This is a genomic window from Pseudomonas sp. Con_6 (genome assembly GCF_059379395.1).
The window spans coordinates 2,826,416-2,840,626 of record NZ_CM182011.1; the positions used below are offsets into that span (position 1 = coordinate 2,826,416).

The following is a 14,211-nucleotide window of genomic DNA, read 5'->3' on the forward strand; positions in this document are numbered from 1 at the left end:
AGGTGTCGGGCCCGCAAAGCAGCCCCAGTCAGCGCGGCCGCAAGCTCAGGTAGCGGCTGCCGTCCAGCGGGTCTTCGATGAAATGCCCGTGCACGCCGAAGGTGTCGTGCAGGCGTTGCGGGGTCAGTACGTCGAGCGGCGCGCCAAGGGCGACCAGGCGGCCGCGGTCCAGCAGCGCCAGGCGGTCGCAGCCGAGGGCCTGGTTGAGGTCGTGCAGGGCGATCAGGGTAGTCACTGGCAGGGCCTGGACCAGGGCGAGGATGCCCAGTTGCTGCTGGATATCCAGGTGGTTGGTCGGCTCGTCGAGCAGCAGGATCCGCGGCTGCTGGGCCAGGGCGCGGGCGATGTGCACGCGCTGGCGTTCGCCGCCAGACAGGCTGTGCCACAGCCGCTGCGCCAGATGGGCCATGCCTACCGCCCGCAAGGACCGGTCGACGATCGCATCATCGTCGGCGCTCCACGGCGACAGTGCCGACAGCCAGGGCGTGCGCCCCAGTTCCACGGCATCGCGCACGCGCAGGGCGTCGTCGGTGCTGGCCTGTTGTTCCACCACCGCCAGCTGTCGCGCCACTTCGCCGCGCCGCAGCTTGTGCATGGGTTCGCCGTTGAGGCGGACGTCGCCACTGTGGGGACGCAACAGGCCCGCCAGCAGCCTGAGCAGCGTGGACTTGCCGGATCCGTTGGGCCCGACGATGCCCAGGGTTTCCCCAGGCCGCGCCTGCAGGTTCACCTCGCTGAGCAGCACGGTGCCTTTGACCTGGTAGCCGAGGTCACTGCATTCGAGCGCGGCGGTGTGTTGATCGAAGGCGTTCATCGTGGACGCTGCCCCCGGACCAGGATCAGGGCGAACACCGGCGCGCCGACCAGGGCGGTGATCACTCCGATGGGCAGCACCTGGCCCTTGAGCAGAGTGCGCGAGAGCACGTCGGCGGCCATCAGGAACAGCGCACCGCACAGCGCGCTCAGCGGCAGCAGCCGGGTATGCCGCGGTCCGGTAAGCAGGCGCACGGCGTGGGGAATCACCAGGCCAACGAAGCCGATGGAGCCGACGATGGACACCAGCACCGCGGTCATCAGTGCCGTACAGGCCACCAGCAGCATGCGCACGCGGCGCACCGCAATGCCAAGGGCCGCCGCCGAGTCGCTGCCGAAGGTGAAGGCATCCAGGGCACGGCGGTGCCACAGGCACACCAGCAACCCCAGCAGTACCACCGGCAGCGCCAGCCACACCGCCGGCCAGCGGATCCCGCTGAGGTTGCCCAGCAGCCAGAACATCAGGCCTCGAGCCTGTTCGGCGCTGGCCGAGGCGGTGATGAGGAAGGAGGTCAGGGCATTGAACAGCTGCGAACCGGCGATCCCGGCGAGGATGATCTGGCCGTTGCTGCCGCCGCCGCGGGCACTGCGGGCGAGCAGGGTGACCAGGGCGAAGGCACCGAGGGCACCGATAAAGGCGCCGCCGGACATGCTCAGCATGCCCGCGCCGACCCCGAGCAGGGTCACCAGCACGGCGCCGGTCGAGGCCCCGGCGGAAATCCCCAGCAGGTAGGGATCGGCCAGCGGGTTGCGCAGCAGCGCCTGCAGCACCGCGCCCGCCGTTGCCAGCCCTGCCCCGCAGGCCCCGGCCACCAGGGCGCGGGGCAGGCGGTAATTCCAGATGATGCCTGCGTCGATGGGGTCGAGCAGGTGCCCGGCGTTCCACAGTTTGTTGCCCAGCACCTCCAGCACCACGGACAGGCCGAGGTGGGTCTCGCCGATGCTGGCGGCGATGATCACCGCCAGGCCCAGCAGGGCGCCGACCCAGAGGGCGTGCAGCAGCGAGCGCAGGACGAGGCGGGCAACGGCGGGCAGCATCAGTCGGCCTTGCGCAGCTTCTGGCTGGCGTCTGCCAGCACTTCGATGCCGTCCATCAGGCGCACGCCGGCGTGCATGGCGTCGGCGTCGATGATGACGATGCGCTCGTGCTTCACCGCGTCCATGTTGCGGGTGACCGGGTCGTTCTTGAGGAATTCCAGCTTCTTCCGGTAGTCGTCCGCCGGGAAGCGGCGGCGGTCCATGCGGGCGATGACGATGAAGGTCGGGTTGGCCTTGGCCAGGGTTTCCCAGCCCACGCTCGGCCATTCCTCGTCGGATTCGACCACGTTGCGCATGCCCAGGCTGTTCAGCATGAAATCGGGAATGCCCTTGCGCCCGGCGACATAGGGGTCGATATCGAGGTTGGCGCTGGAGAACCAGAACATTGCCGACTGGTCCTGTTGGCGACGCTGACCGGCACCGGCGGTGACCGCCGCCAGGCGCGCCTTGAGCTGGTCCACCAGGGCTGTGCCGCGGTCCTGTACGTCCATGATCTGCGCCAGTTGCTCGATGCTCTTGTACAGGCTGTCGACGCGGAAGGTTTCCAGGCGGGTGCCGTCGGCGCCGGTCAGGTTGTCCTTGCCTTCGCAGTCGGAGGGCAGCAGGTAGGCCGGGACCTTGAGTTCGGCAAACTGCTCGCGGGTGGCGACTACGCCTTGCGGACCGACCATCCATTCGAACTGCACCGTCACCAGGCCCGGGCGCTTGCCGATCACCGCCTCGAAGCTCGGGTCGTTGTCGGCCAGGCGCTCGACCTTGTCGTTCTGCGCCTTGAACTGCGGCGCCACGTCGTTGAACCACAGCGAGGTGCCGGCCAGCCGCTCGCCCAGGCCCAAGGCGTAGAACATCTCGGTGCCGGCCTGGCCGATGGTCACCACGCGGGCGGGGGCTTGCTCGAACGTCAGCTTCACGCCGCAGTTGTCGAGGGTCAGCGGGTACCGGGTCGGTGCGGCGAAGGCGGCGCTGCCCAGGCCAAGGCTGGCCAGCAGGACAAGGGCGAGGCGGGAAGGGGACATGCGGATGCGATCTCCATTCGAACGAGTGCGGCTACAGAAAGGCACAGGTCTGGAAAACACATCCCGGAAACTGATACGAGCCGGCCACGCACGAGCGGTGGCCGGAAACAGGATGCCCTTCCCGGACACCCCGCCGGTGGGTTTGACGATGTCGTGCCGGCAGGTCTCCTGACTTGCACGTCAGCGCCGGCTCCGGCCTTCCCGGGCGCGGGCCCAGTGGCGTGTGTGGAGCAGGCTCGGTGCCTACAGTTGCGGGGGCAGTTCCGTTTTCGCGGGCCTGGGCGCGCGGATGGATTCCCTGTTGGGTTCCTTTCGGAAACCGGCGGGGCGGGATGGTACGGGATAGAGCCAGAGGAAACCAGCTCGAAGGGCAAGCACGGCTCCAGGAGCTAGCTCAGGATACGGCCGCGGTCTTCAGGGTCTTGATCAGCAGCCCATACAACTGGTCCACCGGCTTTGAACCCTGGGACGCCCGGCTGCGATACACCGCCACTTCCATCGGCTCCAGCGGCCCGAGGCCATGCTCGGTACCGAGGATCTCCAGATGCTCCGGGGCGCTGCAGCGAGTCAGCACCGCCACCGCCAGGCCGCTTTCCACCGCGGCGATCTGCCCGGCCAGGCTGGAGCTGTTGTACACCACCCGGTAGTCGCGTCCTTGGAGGGCCAGCGAGTGGATGGCGCAGCGCCGCGCCAGGCTGGTGCTCTCGTAGGTGGCGATGGGCAGCGGATCGCGGCGCCAGACATCGAACTGCGGTGAACCGACCCAGACCATCGGTTCGCGGAACAGCAGGGTGCCGCGCCGCGGATGGTCGCGGGACACCAGGGCCAGGTCCAGATCGCCCTGCTCGATCCGCGGGATCAGCGAGGTGGACTGTTCGCAGTCCAGCTCGATCTCCACCGCGCCATAGCGCAGGGCGAAACGTTTGAGCACCGGGGTCAGGTAGCGTGCGGCGTAGTCGTCCGGGACGCCGAGGCGGATCCGCCCGGTGAGCTCGTCGCCATGGAAAGCGTTCTGCGCATCGCTGTGCAGGTCAAGGATGCGCCGCGCATAGCCCAGCAGTACCTGGCCGTCCGGGGTCAGTTGCTGCTGGCGGGCATCGCGCACCAGCAGTTGCCGACCCACTGCCGCCTCCAGTTTCTTCAACTGCATGCTCACCGCCGATTGCGAACGGTGCACCTCGGGAGCGGCGCCGGACAGCGAGCCGGTGTCCACTACGGCAACGAAACATTTGAGCCAGTCGATCTGCAGGTCCTGCATGCGGGCGCGTCCTCGGCATTCGATTAACAAATAGGTCGGATGCGTAATATGCGCTTTTCGCAAAAGAGTGTCTGCTGGATAGTGGCCGTCGTCCGAAAACGTTGCCAGAAGAACAGCGGTCCGCCAGACGGGCCGCGGATGAGGAGGTTTGTCGTGTTATCGGTTGCCAAGGGCTCCACGGAGCTGGGCTACAACGAGGTATGGGACGGGTTCCGGCAGTTGCTGCCGATCTCGATGTTCGTGGTGGTGTTCGGCCTGGCCTTTGGCCTGGCGGCGGCCCAGGTCGGGCTGGATTCGCCGACGATCATGTGGATGAGCACCCTGGTGTTCGCCGGCGCGTCGCAGTTCGCCGCCCTCGACCTGTGGGGCGCGCAGGTGCCGCTGGTGCCGTTGATCGTCACCGTGTTCGCCATCAATGCCCGCCACCTGCTGATGGGCGCCACGCTCTATCCGTGGCTGCGGGAACTGCCGGTGGCGCGGCGCTACGGGATCATGTTGGTGGTCTCCGATGCCAACTGGGCGATGGCGATGCAGGCGCTGTCTGCCGGCAAGCCGGGGTTGGGCATTCTGTTCGGCGGCGGCCTGGCGCTGTGGTCGACCTGGATCCTCGGCACCTGGCTCGGCCTGTATTTCGGCAACCTGGTCAGCGATCCGGTGAGCTGGGGCCTGGACATGGTCATGGGCTGCTTCCTGCTGTCCATGGTGGTGGGCGGCAAGAAGGACCTGCGCATGCTGCTGATCTGGGGCGTCGCCGCCGGTTCGGCATTGCTGGCGTACTGGTTCCTGCCGGAGAACAGTCATGTGGTGGTCGGCGCACTGGCCGGCGGCATCGTTGGTGCGGTGTGGATGGAGAAAAACAAAGATGAGCATTGAAACCACGGGCTACGGCTCGTTGATCCTGGTCCTGATCATGGCTGTGGTGACCCTGGCGACCCGCTGGGGCGGGGTCTTCGTGATGTCCTTCGTGCCGATCAACTACCGTGTGCAGCAGTTCATCGGGGCCATGTCCGGCTCGGTGCTGGTGGCGGTGCTGACGCCGCTGGCGGTCAGCGGGGATAACGGCGCGCGGGTGGCGCTGGCCAGTACCGCGGTGGTGATGTTGCTGGTGAAAAAGCCATTGCCGGCGATTGCGGCGGGGATCGTGGCGGCGGCATTGTTCCGGCACTTCTGAGCCCAGGGGGCAGCACTGGCTATCTGCCAAGCTGCGATTATTCTTAATCTTGCGTGCAACGCGAGGCCGTCCGCCTGTTCCCCAGGCCCGGCGCAGTCCGTGATCCGATGTCATCAGCCTTTCGAATGGCCAGAGTGCGTGCGGGAATCAAAGCGGGAAGCTCCGGCCTACAAGAACAAGACGGAGAATATCCATGGCGGCAGTCAGCGGTACTTCATCCCCGGGCAGCACGTCCGGCAAGAACATCACCCACGACGAGCGCAAGGTCATCTTTGCCTCGTCCCTCGGCACGGTCTTCGAGTGGTACGACTTTTACCTGTACGGTTCGTTGGCGGCGATCATCGCCAAGCACTTCTTCGCCGGAGTCAATGAAACCACCGCGTTCATCTTCGCCCTGCTGGCTTTTGCTGCCGGCTTCGCGGTACGACCGTTCGGTGCCATTGTCTTCGGCCGCCTGGGCGACATGATCGGGCGCAAGCACACCTTCCTCATCACCATCATCATCATGGGCGTGTCCACCGCCGTGGTCGGCCTGCTGCCCAGCTACGCCAGCATCGGCGTGGCGGCGCCGATCATTCTCATCACCTTGCGCCTGCTGCAGGGTCTGGCCCTGGGTGGCGAGTACGGCGGCGCGGCGACCTACGTCGCGGAACACGCGCCACCGGGCAAGCGCGGCTTCTTCACCTCGTGGATCCAGACCACCGCGACCCTTGGCTTGTTCCTCTCCCTGCTGGTGATCCTCGCCTGTCGCACTGCCCTGGGCACCGAGGCCTTCGAGGCCTGGGGCTGGCGGATTCCGTTCCTGCTCTCGATCCTGCTGCTGATCGTCTCGGTTTACATCCGCATGCAGTTGCACGAGTCGCCGGTGTTCAAGCGCATGAAGGAGGAGGGCAAGGCGTCCAAGGCGCCGCTGACCGAATCCTTCGCTCGCTGGGACAACCTCAAGGTGGTGATCATGGCTCTGCTCGGCGGCACCGCCGGCCAGGCGGTGGTGTGGTACACCGGGCAGTTCTACGCGCTGTTCTTCCTGTTGCAGACGCTGAAGATCGACCCGCAGACCGCCAACCTGCTGATCGCCGGTTCGCTGCTGATCGGCACGCCGTTCTTCATCTTCTTCGGCAGCCTGTCCGACCGTATCGGGCGCAAGAAGATCATCATGGCCGGCTGCATCCTCGCCGCGCTGACCTACTTCCCGATCTTCAAGGGCCTCACCGAGTTCGGCAACCCGGACATCTACACCGCCCAGCAACAGAACCCGGTGACGGTGATCGCCGACCCGGCGCAGTGTTCGTTCCAGTTCGACCCGGTGGGCAAGGCGCGCTTCACCAGCTCCTGCGACGTGGCCAAGAGCCTGCTGGCGAAGAAGGCCATTCCTTACGAGAACGAAGCGGGCGAGCCGGGCGCGGTGGCCCAGGTGCGCATCGGCAACAGCATGCTGCCGAGTTTCGACGGCAGCACGTTGCCGGCTGCGGAGTTCAAGGCGGCCAACGACAGCTTCACCGCCACCCTGGGCGGCGCGCTGAAGAATGCCGGATATCCGGAAAAGGCCGATCCGTCCAAGACCAACTACCCGATGGTGCTGCTGCTCCTGACCATTCTGGTGATCTACGTGACCATGGTCTACGGGCCGATCGCGGCCTGGCTGGTAGAACTGTTCCCGGCGCGCATCCGCTATACCTCGATGTCGCTGCCGTATCACATTGGTAATGGCTGGTTCGGAGGTTTCCTGCCAACCGTGGCCTTTGCCATGGTGGCGGCCACCGGGGATATCTACTACGGGCTGTGGTACCCGATCGCGATCGCGGTGATGACAGCGGTGCTTGGGATCTTCTTCATGCCGGAAACCAAGGACCGGGATATTTCCCATAGTTGAAGGTTGACGCATAACCCTGTGGGAGCGGGTTTACCCGCGATTAAGGTAGTGGATTCACTATTGCAATCGCGGGTGAACCCGCTCCCACAGGTTCTTCACAGTGTTCGAGACCGGTTACATCAGACCCCTTTGGTCGAAGGCAACAGGATCGTCATGATCCCCAGCAACGGCAGGAACGAGCACAGGGTGTAGACCTCGGTGATCCCGTGCAGGTCCGCCAAGTGCCCGAGCAAGGCCGCGCCAATCCCGCCAAAGCCGAACATCAGGCCGAAGAAGATCCCGGCGATCATCCCTACGTTGCCCGGCACCAGTTCCTGGGCATAGACCACGATGGCCGAGAAGGCCGAAGCCATGATGAAGCCGATGATCACGCTGAGTACGCTGGTCCAGAACAGGTCGGTGTAGGGCAGGGCCAGGGTGAATGGCGCCGCACCGAGGATCGAGAACCAGATCACCGCCTTGCGCCCGATACGGTCGCCGATCGGCCCGCCGAAGAAGGTGCCGGCCGCCACCGCGCCGAGGAAGAGGAACAGGTACAACTGCGAACTGGCCACCGACAGGTCGAACTTCTCGATCAGGTAGAAGGTGAAGTAGCTGGTGAAGCTGGTCATGTAGAAGTACTTGGAGAACACCAGCAACGCCAGGATCACCAGGGCGAACGTCACCCGGCGTTTCGACAGGCCGTGGGTGGCCTTGGTCCCCTGCTTGAGCTTGAACAGGCTGAGGTGGTTGCCGTACCAGCGGCTCAGCTTGTACAGGACGAACATCGAGAACAGTGCCACCAGCCCGAACCAGGCGGTATGGCCCTGGCCGTAGGGAATGATGATCGCCGCGGCCAGCAGCGGACCGAACGCCGAGCCGGCGTTACCGCCGACCTGGAAGGTCGACTGGGCCAGGCCGAAGCGCCCGCCCGAGGCCAGGCGGGCGATCCGCGAGGCTTCCGGGTGGAAGGTCGACGAGCCGATGCCCACCAGTGCCGAAGCCAGCAGGATCGAACCGAAACTGCCGACGAAGGCCAGCAGGACGATGCCGATCAGCGTGCAGATCGAGCCTACCGGCAGCAGCCAGGGCTTGGGATGGCGGTCGGTGTGGTAGCCGACCCAGGGCTGCAGCAGCGAGGCGGTGAGCTGGAAGGTCAGGGTGATCAGGCCGATCTGGGTGAAGCTCAGGCCGTAGCTGGCCTTGAGGATCGGGTAGATCGACGGCAGGACCGCCTGGATCAGGTCGTTGACCAGGTGGGCGAGGGCGCAGCCGGCGATCACCTGCATCACCAGCGGGCTGCTGTTGCTGGTGCTGGCGGAGGCTGAAACGGGTGAAGCGGTGGTACTGCTGGCAGACATGCTGGACCTTCCGGAGAGTCACGCGGCACACAAGAGGAAAATGTGCTCACAGGGGTTCAGGGTTATGGTTTCGGAGCTTATGCTAGGCGCCGGCCAGTCGCCTGTCTCGCGCGATTGGGACAACGACTGTCGAGAAACGGGCAAGATGATCAGACCCCTGGACGAATTCCTCCGCGATATCGACCTCGCGGAGTGGACCCTCAGCAGCAGCGCCACTGATTACCCGGAAAACTGGACCATCCCGCCACACTCCCACGAGAAGCACCAGTTGATCTATGCCATCGAGGGCGTGATGGTGGTGCGTTCGGCGCTGGAGCAGTGGACCGTGCCGCCCAGTCGCGGCATCTGGATGCCCCGGGGGCAGGTGCACTCGATCCGCTGCGTCGGCGCAGTGAAGATGCGCAGCGTGTTCGTCCAGGCTGACGCGCATCTGGAACTGCCTGGCGAGACTTGTGCGGTGAGTATCTCCAGCCTGCTCAGCGAGTTGATCAAGGTTTCCGTGGACATTCGCCATCCCCATGCGCCGAGTTCGCGGGAGGCGCGGATATTGCGTTTGATTCTCGATGAACTGGAAATTCTCCCGACCCTGCCGCTGAACCTGCCGCAACCGGCGGAGCCGCGGCTGCGCAAGATCTGCGCCGCGTTGCAGCGCGACCCCGGCGACAACTCGACCCTGGCCGACTGGAGCGCGCGCCTGGCGCTGGATGAAAAGACCATCCAGCGTTTGTTCCATCGCGAAACCGGCATGACCTTCGGCCAGTGGCGGCAGCAGGCACGGCTGCTGGCGGCGCTGGAGCGGATCGCGGTGGGGGAGAAGATCATCGAGGTGGCGGGGGCGCTGGGGTATGACAGTCCCAGTGCGTTCAGTGCGATGTTCAGGAAGCATTTCGGGCGTACGCCGAGCCAGTTCTTTCGCTGATTTTTCCGCTACGCAACGTAAATGTCCTTTTGCCATCATTGGCGACTCTCTAGAATCCGCACTCGTACTCCCTCCGTGGAGACGTCGTGAATCATTCAAGGAAGTTGTCATGCATATTGGAAAAGCCCTGGGCCTGTCTCTTGCTCTGACGCTGGGCGGTTGCGCCAGCTTCACCTCGGATCAGGTTGCCCCGGTCAATCTGCCTTCGATGGCCAGTTATTCGAACAAACCGAACGTCTATGTCGATTTCGATTTCTACCAGGGCGAGCCCAATGGCTCGTCGGTGGAAATGCCTCAGGCACGCGACATGCTCCGGCCCAACTTGCAGAAGACCCTGAACGACTCCGGTCTGTTCGGCCGTGTCACCCTGGACGAGTTCCAGAAGCAGCCGGGTGACTACACGCTGCGCCTGAAGGTCTACAACCACGGCGCCAATGGCGGCCAGATGGTCCTGGCGTTCATCAGCGGCTTCAGCCTGATGGTGATTCCGGCGGTGGCGACGGACCAGTACACCATGACGTTGGAGACCATGGACGGGCAGGGTGCGTCGCTGAAGACCGCCAGCAACCACGACGAGATCAACACCTGGATGGGCATCTGGTTCATCCCGATGATGGGCAAGACCCCGAACTCAGCGGTCAACGACACCTTCACCCGTCAGGTCAACGCCCTGCTCAAGCAGATGGTGGAAAGCCAGCAACTGAAGTACTCGGCGCTGGAACACCGCACGCCTCGGGCGTAACGAAAAACAGCCGCGAACGCGGCTAAAGAGAGCCGCGAATGCGGCTCTTTTTTGTGCTTACTTCATCGCCTGGATGAACAGCGGGTTGCTGTACAGCGACTTCAGCAAGTCCTGCACCATCGGGTTGTAGGCGTTGGCCGCTGCCGGAATGGCGATCGGGCCGAAGAAGCTGCTGCTCCAGGTGCGGGTCACGTACTTGGTTTCGTCGTAGACCACCTGGCCGCTCTTGCTCAGGGTAAAGCGTGCACCCAGTTCGCCATCACCGGTGGCCATGCCGGCGGTGAGATTGCTCTTCACCACCAGCACGTCGAGATGACGCTGGGAATTCGTGTCAAGCAGCCCGGCGCGGCCCAACTCGTCGTTGATCGCTTCCTGGATGTGCTGAGGGATGCTGCCGCTAGGCGATCGCACCGGGTTGGCGCGCACGGTCAGCGAGCCCTGGCCGCTGCCGGCCTTCACCTGGGCGCGATCCACCGCCTGCAGCGGGGCCTGGGCCTTGAGTTCCTGGACATTGGCATAGCTCGGCTCATAGCGGGTCATGGTCACGCCACAGCCCTGCAGGACCAGGATCAACGGCACGAGCAGAAGAGATTTTTTCACGGTACTTCCTTGTGAATGACTTGGAGCGCGGATTATCCGGCGATGGCTGTTTGCTATCAAGCGGGCCCTGTGCCTCAAGCGTGATATTGAGCACAGATCGTGAACCAAGACATTCCATTCCCCTCATTGATGCCCCATCCGCACTGAATGATCCTGTGGCAGGCCTGCATGAACAACCACAAGAGACCTGCCATGACCCACCCCAGAACCCTCTACGACAAGCACATCGACAGCCACACCGTGTGCGCCCTCGACGACCACGGCCATGTCCTGCTCTACATCGACCGCCAGGTGGCCAACGAGTACACCAGCCCGCAGGCCTTCAGCGGCCTGCGCGAGGCGGGACGCAGCGTATGGCGGCCCAAGGCGACGCTGTGCGTGGTCGACCACGTCAACCCCACCGTCCCCGAGCGCGTCGCGGCCATGCCGGATGCCGGCGGCGCGCGGCAGGTGTCGTATTTCGAGGAAAACTGCCGGGACTTCGGCATCGAACTGTTCGACGTACTCGACAAGCGCCAGGGCATCGAGCACGTGGTCGCTCCGGAACAGGGCTTCATCCTGCCGGGCATGGTGGTCGCCGCCGGTGACAGCCACACCACCACCTACGGCGCCCTCGGCGCCTTCGGCTTCGGCATCGGCACCTCGGAAATCGAACACCTGCTGGCGACCCAGACCCTGGTCTACAAGCGGCTGAAGACGATGCGCGTGACCGTGCACGGCGAACTGGGCGCGGGCCTCGTTTCCAAGGACATCATCATGGCCCTGATCCGCCGCATCGGCGCCTCCGGGGCCACCGGCTACGCCATCGAGTTCGCCGGCCCGACCATCGCCACGCTGAGCGTCGAGGCGCGCATGACCATCTGCAACATGGCGGTGGAAGCCGGTGCCCGGGGTGCCTTCATGGCCCCGGACGACAAGGTCTTTGCCTACCTGAAGGACAAGCCCCGGGCCCCGCGCGGCGCGCTGTGGGAGCAGGCCGTGGCCCGCTGGCGCGAGCTGTACAGCGACCCCGGCGCCACCTTCGATGCCGAGGTGGAGCTGGACGCCAGCGCCCTGGAACCCATGGTCACCTGGGGCACCAGCCCGGACCAGGTCGCGCCCATCGGCGCCGAGGTCCCCGACCCGCAGGACGAGCCCGACCTGATCCGTCGCCACGACCTGCAGCGCGCCCTGCGCTACATGGGCCTGGAGCCCGGCGCACGGCTCAGCGACATCCGCATCAGCCACGCCTTCATCGGCTCCTGCACCAATGCCCGGATCGAAGACTTGCGCGACGCCGCCCGGGTGGTGCGCGGGCGCAAGGTGGCAGCGGGGGTGCGGGCGATGATCGTGCCGGGCTCGACCCTGGTTCGTGACCAGGCCGAGGCCGAGGGCCTGGCCGGGATCTTCCGCGATGCGGGTTTCGAATGGCGCCAGTCCGGCTGCTCCATGTGCCTGGCGATGAACGACGACGTGCTGGCCGCCGGCGACCGCTGCGCTTCCAGTACCAACCGCAATTTCGAGGGCCGCCAGGGCGCCGGTGCGCGCACCCACCTGATGAGCCCGGCGATGGTCGCCGCCGCTGCCGTCAGCGGCCACCTGACCGATGTCCGCCACTTTGCCCTGGAGGCCTGAGATGCAGCCTTTCGATTCCGTCTGCGGCACCGCCGCGCCTTTTCTCGCAGCCAATGTCGACACCGATGTGATCATGCCCAAGCAGTTCCTCAAGGGCATCGACCGCAACGGCCTGGACCGCGGGGTGTTCTTCGACCTGCGCTTCCTCGGCGATGGCCAGCCCAATCCCGAGTTCATCCTCAATCGCGAGCCGTGGTGCTGGTCGCGGTTCCTGGTGGTGGGGCCGAACTTCGGTTGTGGTTCCAGCCGCGAGCATGCGGTGTGGGGACTCAAGCAGTTGGGAATTCGCGCCTTGATCGGCAGCAGCTTTGCCGGGATCTTCTTCGACAATTGCAAGCGCAATGGGGTGTTGCTGATCCAGTTGGCGGAGGAGCAGGTGCAAGAGCTTGGTCGGCAGGTCGGTGAGGCGGGGGAGGCGGAATTGTGCATCGATCTGCCGGCTCAGCAGATTCGCCTACGGGATGGCCGGAGCATTGCTTTCGATATCGATCCGCTGCGCAAGGAGGCGTTGGTGCTGGGGCTCGATGCCATCGGCAGCACCTTGCAGCGCACGGCGCAGATTCGTGATTTCGAGGCGGTGCATCTGCAGGGGAATCCCTGGTTGGTGTAAAGCCTTGTGGAACAACACATGACTCATTGATTTAGCAGGGACCCTGTGGGAGCGGGTTTACCGGGACGCCGGACCGCCGCGATGACGGAGGTGAGTCCACCATCGCAATCGCGGCGGTCCGGCGTCCCGGTAAACCCGCTCCCACAGGGGGCCGCGTCGAGCTCTCGACTTGTGTTCTCTACGCGACATGGGTCGAAGCCCTACAGGGTTCGCGACGCTTTCAGATAGCTTTCAAGAAACTCCACGCACACCCGCAACTTGGCCGAATCCGACAGCCGCGTCGGGTACACCGCCCATACATTGGCACTCTGCGTGTAGTCGTGCAGCACCTGCACCAGCTTGCCCTGCTCCAGCAGCGGGCGCACATCCCACAGCGAGCGCAGCAGGATGCCCTTGCCGCCCAGCGCCCACTGCAACACGATCTCGCCGTTGTTCGACGACAAGGGCCCACTGACCCGCACCGCTTCTTCCCGCCCGCCGTTCCTCAGGTGCCAGATCCCGAACGGATTGTTGCGTTCCTTGAGCACCAGGCAGTCGTGCTCCGCCAGGTCCTTCAAGGTCTGTGGCGTGCCGCGGCGTTCCAGGTACTCCGGCGTGGCACACAGCACTCGATGGTTGTCCAGCAGCTTGCGGCTGATGTGCTGGCCGGGGATGTCGTCGCCGACGCGGATCTCCAGGTCGAAGCCCTCGGCGACGATGTCCACCACCCGGTCGAACACATCCAGGCGAACCTCCAGGTCCGGGTACAGCGAACTCAGCTCGGCGATCGCCGGGGCCATGTGGTTGCGACCGAAGCCGAAGCTGCTGCACAGGTGCAGCATGCCCCGCGGCGCCTTGCGCGCGTCGGTCAGCTCGCCGACGAAATCGTCCAGGTCATCGAGGATGCGGATCGCCCAGCGCTGGGTGCGTTCGCCGGCTTCCGTCAGGGCGATGCGCCGGGTGGTGCGGTGCAGCAGGCGGGTGCGCAGGGTTTCTTCAAGGATGCGGATGCGCTTGCTGACATAGGCCGGCGACTGCCCCAGCTCGTCGGCAGCACCGGCGAAGCTGGCCTTGCGGATCACCGTGAGGAACACACGGAGGTCTTCGGGGAGTGGTGATTCGATACGATGTGTGTTCATAGGCCCCATGGTTTGCACGTTTATTCCACCAAGCGCGAAGGATAGCATCCCTCCATCGATGCGCCGAGCCGCGGATTCGGGCATCGCCACTCCTCCTAC

The 14,211-nt window shown here is 65.0% G+C and carries 14 protein-coding genes and 1 riboswitch; of the genes, 7 read left to right on the forward strand and 7 right to left on the reverse strand.

The features are described 5' to 3' along the window. Positions 1-28 precede the first annotated feature (28 nt). From AC5QPF_RS12625 to AC5QPF_RS12640, 4 genes are all read right to left on the reverse strand, one after another. The gene (locus tag AC5QPF_RS12625; RefSeq protein WP_494963528.1) at positions 29-814 is read right to left on the reverse strand and encodes an ATP-binding cassette domain-containing protein; all 786 of its coding nucleotides are present in this window, start codon (positions 812-814) and stop codon (positions 29-31) included. Further along, the gene (locus tag AC5QPF_RS12630) at positions 811-1,851 is read right to left on the reverse strand and encodes an iron chelate uptake ABC transporter family permease subunit (RefSeq protein WP_494963529.1); all 1,041 of its coding nucleotides are present in this window, start codon (positions 1,849-1,851) and stop codon (positions 811-813) included. The genes AC5QPF_RS12625 and AC5QPF_RS12630 overlap by 4 nt, the downstream gene beginning before the upstream one ends. Continuing rightward, positions 1,851-2,867 (reverse strand): ABC transporter substrate-binding protein, encoded by a 1,017-nt coding sequence (locus AC5QPF_RS12635; RefSeq protein WP_494963530.1) that lies wholly within the window; start codon positions 2,865-2,867, stop codon positions 1,851-1,853. The genes AC5QPF_RS12630 and AC5QPF_RS12635 overlap by 1 nt, the downstream gene beginning before the upstream one ends. Before the next feature lie 141 nt (positions 2,868-3,008). Further along, positions 3,009-3,206, reverse strand: a riboswitch (cobalamin riboswitch). A 55-nt stretch (positions 3,207-3,261) separates the two neighbouring features. Then, the gene (locus AC5QPF_RS12640) at positions 3,262-4,125 is read right to left on the reverse strand and encodes a LysR substrate-binding domain-containing protein (protein WP_494963531.1); all 864 of its coding nucleotides are present in this window, start codon (positions 4,123-4,125) and stop codon (positions 3,262-3,264) included. 138 nt (positions 4,126-4,263) lie between these two features. Here AC5QPF_RS12640 and AC5QPF_RS12645 point away from each other — a divergent pair, with 138 nt between their 5' ends. The 3 genes from AC5QPF_RS12645 to AC5QPF_RS12655 all read left to right on the forward strand — a co-directional run bounded on the left by AC5QPF_RS12645 (position 4,264) and on the right by AC5QPF_RS12655 (position 7,169). Next, entirely contained in the window at positions 4,264-4,998 is a 735-nt protein-coding gene (locus AC5QPF_RS12645; RefSeq protein ID WP_494963532.1) for an AzlC family ABC transporter permease, read from the forward strand. Continuing rightward, positions 4,988-5,296, forward strand: coding sequence for an AzlD domain-containing protein (locus tag AC5QPF_RS12650; RefSeq protein WP_494963533.1), 309 nt, complete (start codon positions 4,988-4,990; stop codon positions 5,294-5,296). The genes AC5QPF_RS12645 and AC5QPF_RS12650 overlap by 11 nt, the downstream gene beginning before the upstream one ends. Positions 5,297-5,489: 193 nt before the next feature. Then, a complete protein-coding gene (locus AC5QPF_RS12655; protein WP_494963534.1) occupies positions 5,490-7,169 on the forward strand; it encodes an MFS transporter in 1,680 nt (559 codons plus the stop codon). A gap of 119 nt (positions 7,170-7,288) precedes the next feature. Here the strand turns inward: AC5QPF_RS12655 and AC5QPF_RS12660 are convergent, their stop codons facing one another. After that, positions 7,289-8,509 (reverse strand): MFS transporter, encoded by a 1,221-nt coding sequence (locus AC5QPF_RS12660; protein ID WP_494963535.1) that lies wholly within the window; start codon positions 8,507-8,509, stop codon positions 7,289-7,291. A gap of 145 nt (positions 8,510-8,654) precedes the next feature. Between AC5QPF_RS12660 and AC5QPF_RS12665 the strand changes: the two genes are divergently transcribed. Together AC5QPF_RS12665 and AC5QPF_RS12670 are read left to right on the forward strand one after the other, a co-directional pair. Further along, positions 8,655-9,428 (forward strand): helix-turn-helix domain-containing protein, encoded by a 774-nt coding sequence (locus AC5QPF_RS12665; RefSeq protein WP_494963536.1) that lies wholly within the window; start codon positions 8,655-8,657, stop codon positions 9,426-9,428. Between the two features lie 109 nt (positions 9,429-9,537). Continuing rightward, positions 9,538-10,170, forward strand: coding sequence for a hypothetical protein (locus tag AC5QPF_RS12670; RefSeq protein WP_494963537.1), 633 nt, complete (start codon positions 9,538-9,540; stop codon positions 10,168-10,170). Positions 10,171-10,227: 57 nt separating this feature from the next. Here AC5QPF_RS12670 and AC5QPF_RS12675 read toward each other — a convergent pair whose 3' ends face one another. Further along, positions 10,228-10,770 (reverse strand): hypothetical protein, encoded by a 543-nt coding sequence (locus tag AC5QPF_RS12675; RefSeq protein ID WP_494963538.1) that lies wholly within the window; start codon positions 10,768-10,770, stop codon positions 10,228-10,230. Between the two features lie 192 nt (positions 10,771-10,962). On the opposite strand from AC5QPF_RS12675, the gene leuC reads away from it, so the two are divergent. Beyond that, on the forward strand, positions 10,963-12,384 hold the full coding sequence (gene leuC / locus AC5QPF_RS12680; protein WP_494963539.1) for a 3-isopropylmalate dehydratase large subunit: 1,422 nt from the start codon (positions 10,963-10,965) through the stop codon (positions 12,382-12,384). 1 nt (position 12,385) lies between these two features. After that, on the forward strand, positions 12,386-12,994 hold the full coding sequence (leuD, locus tag AC5QPF_RS12685; protein WP_494963540.1) for a 3-isopropylmalate dehydratase small subunit: 609 nt from the start codon (positions 12,386-12,388) through the stop codon (positions 12,992-12,994). 200 nt (positions 12,995-13,194) lie between these two features. Here leuD and AC5QPF_RS12690 read toward each other — a convergent pair whose 3' ends face one another. Beyond that, positions 13,195-14,112: a LysR substrate-binding domain-containing protein gene (locus tag AC5QPF_RS12690; protein WP_494963541.1), complete on the reverse strand. Its 918-nt coding sequence runs from the start codon at positions 14,110-14,112 to the stop codon at positions 13,195-13,197. Positions 14,113-14,211: the final 99 nt, after the last annotated feature.

Bases quoted from the DNA above. Each gene is read 5' to 3' on its own strand.
- AC5QPF_RS12640 (WP_494963531.1), bottom strand. From the start codon at position 4,125: ATGCAGGACCTGCAGATCGACTGGCTCAAATGTTTCGTTGCCGTAGTG.
- AC5QPF_RS12655 (WP_494963534.1), top strand. From the start codon at position 5,490: ATGGCGGCAGTCAGCGGTACTTCATCCCCGGGCAGCACGTCCGGCAAG.
- AC5QPF_RS12630 (WP_494963529.1), bottom strand. From the start codon at position 1,851: ATGCTGCCCGCCGTTGCCCGCCTCGTCCTGCGCTCGCTGCTGCACGCC.
- leuD (WP_494963540.1), top strand. From the start codon at position 12,386: ATGCAGCCTTTCGATTCCGTCTGCGGCACCGCCGCGCCTTTTCTCGCA.
- AC5QPF_RS12635 (WP_494963530.1), bottom strand. From the start codon at position 2,867: ATGTCCCCTTCCCGCCTCGCCCTTGTCCTGCTGGCCAGCCTTGGCCTG.
- AC5QPF_RS12645 (WP_494963532.1), top strand. From the start codon at position 4,264: ATGAGGAGGTTTGTCGTGTTATCGGTTGCCAAGGGCTCCACGGAGCTG.
- AC5QPF_RS12670 (WP_494963537.1), top strand. From the start codon at position 9,538: ATGCATATTGGAAAAGCCCTGGGCCTGTCTCTTGCTCTGACGCTGGGC.
- AC5QPF_RS12625 (WP_494963528.1), bottom strand. From the start codon at position 814: ATGAACGCCTTCGATCAACACACCGCCGCGCTCGAATGCAGTGACCTC.
- AC5QPF_RS12660 (WP_494963535.1), bottom strand. From the start codon at position 8,509: ATGTCTGCCAGCAGTACCACCGCTTCACCCGTTTCAGCCTCCGCCAGC.
- leuC (WP_494963539.1), top strand. From the start codon at position 10,963: ATGACCCACCCCAGAACCCTCTACGACAAGCACATCGACAGCCACACC.
- AC5QPF_RS12650 (WP_494963533.1), top strand. From the start codon at position 4,988: ATGAGCATTGAAACCACGGGCTACGGCTCGTTGATCCTGGTCCTGATC.
- AC5QPF_RS12690 (WP_494963541.1), bottom strand. From the start codon at position 14,112: ATGAACACACATCGTATCGAATCACCACTCCCCGAAGACCTCCGTGTG.
- AC5QPF_RS12665 (WP_494963536.1), top strand. From the start codon at position 8,655: ATGATCAGACCCCTGGACGAATTCCTCCGCGATATCGACCTCGCGGAG.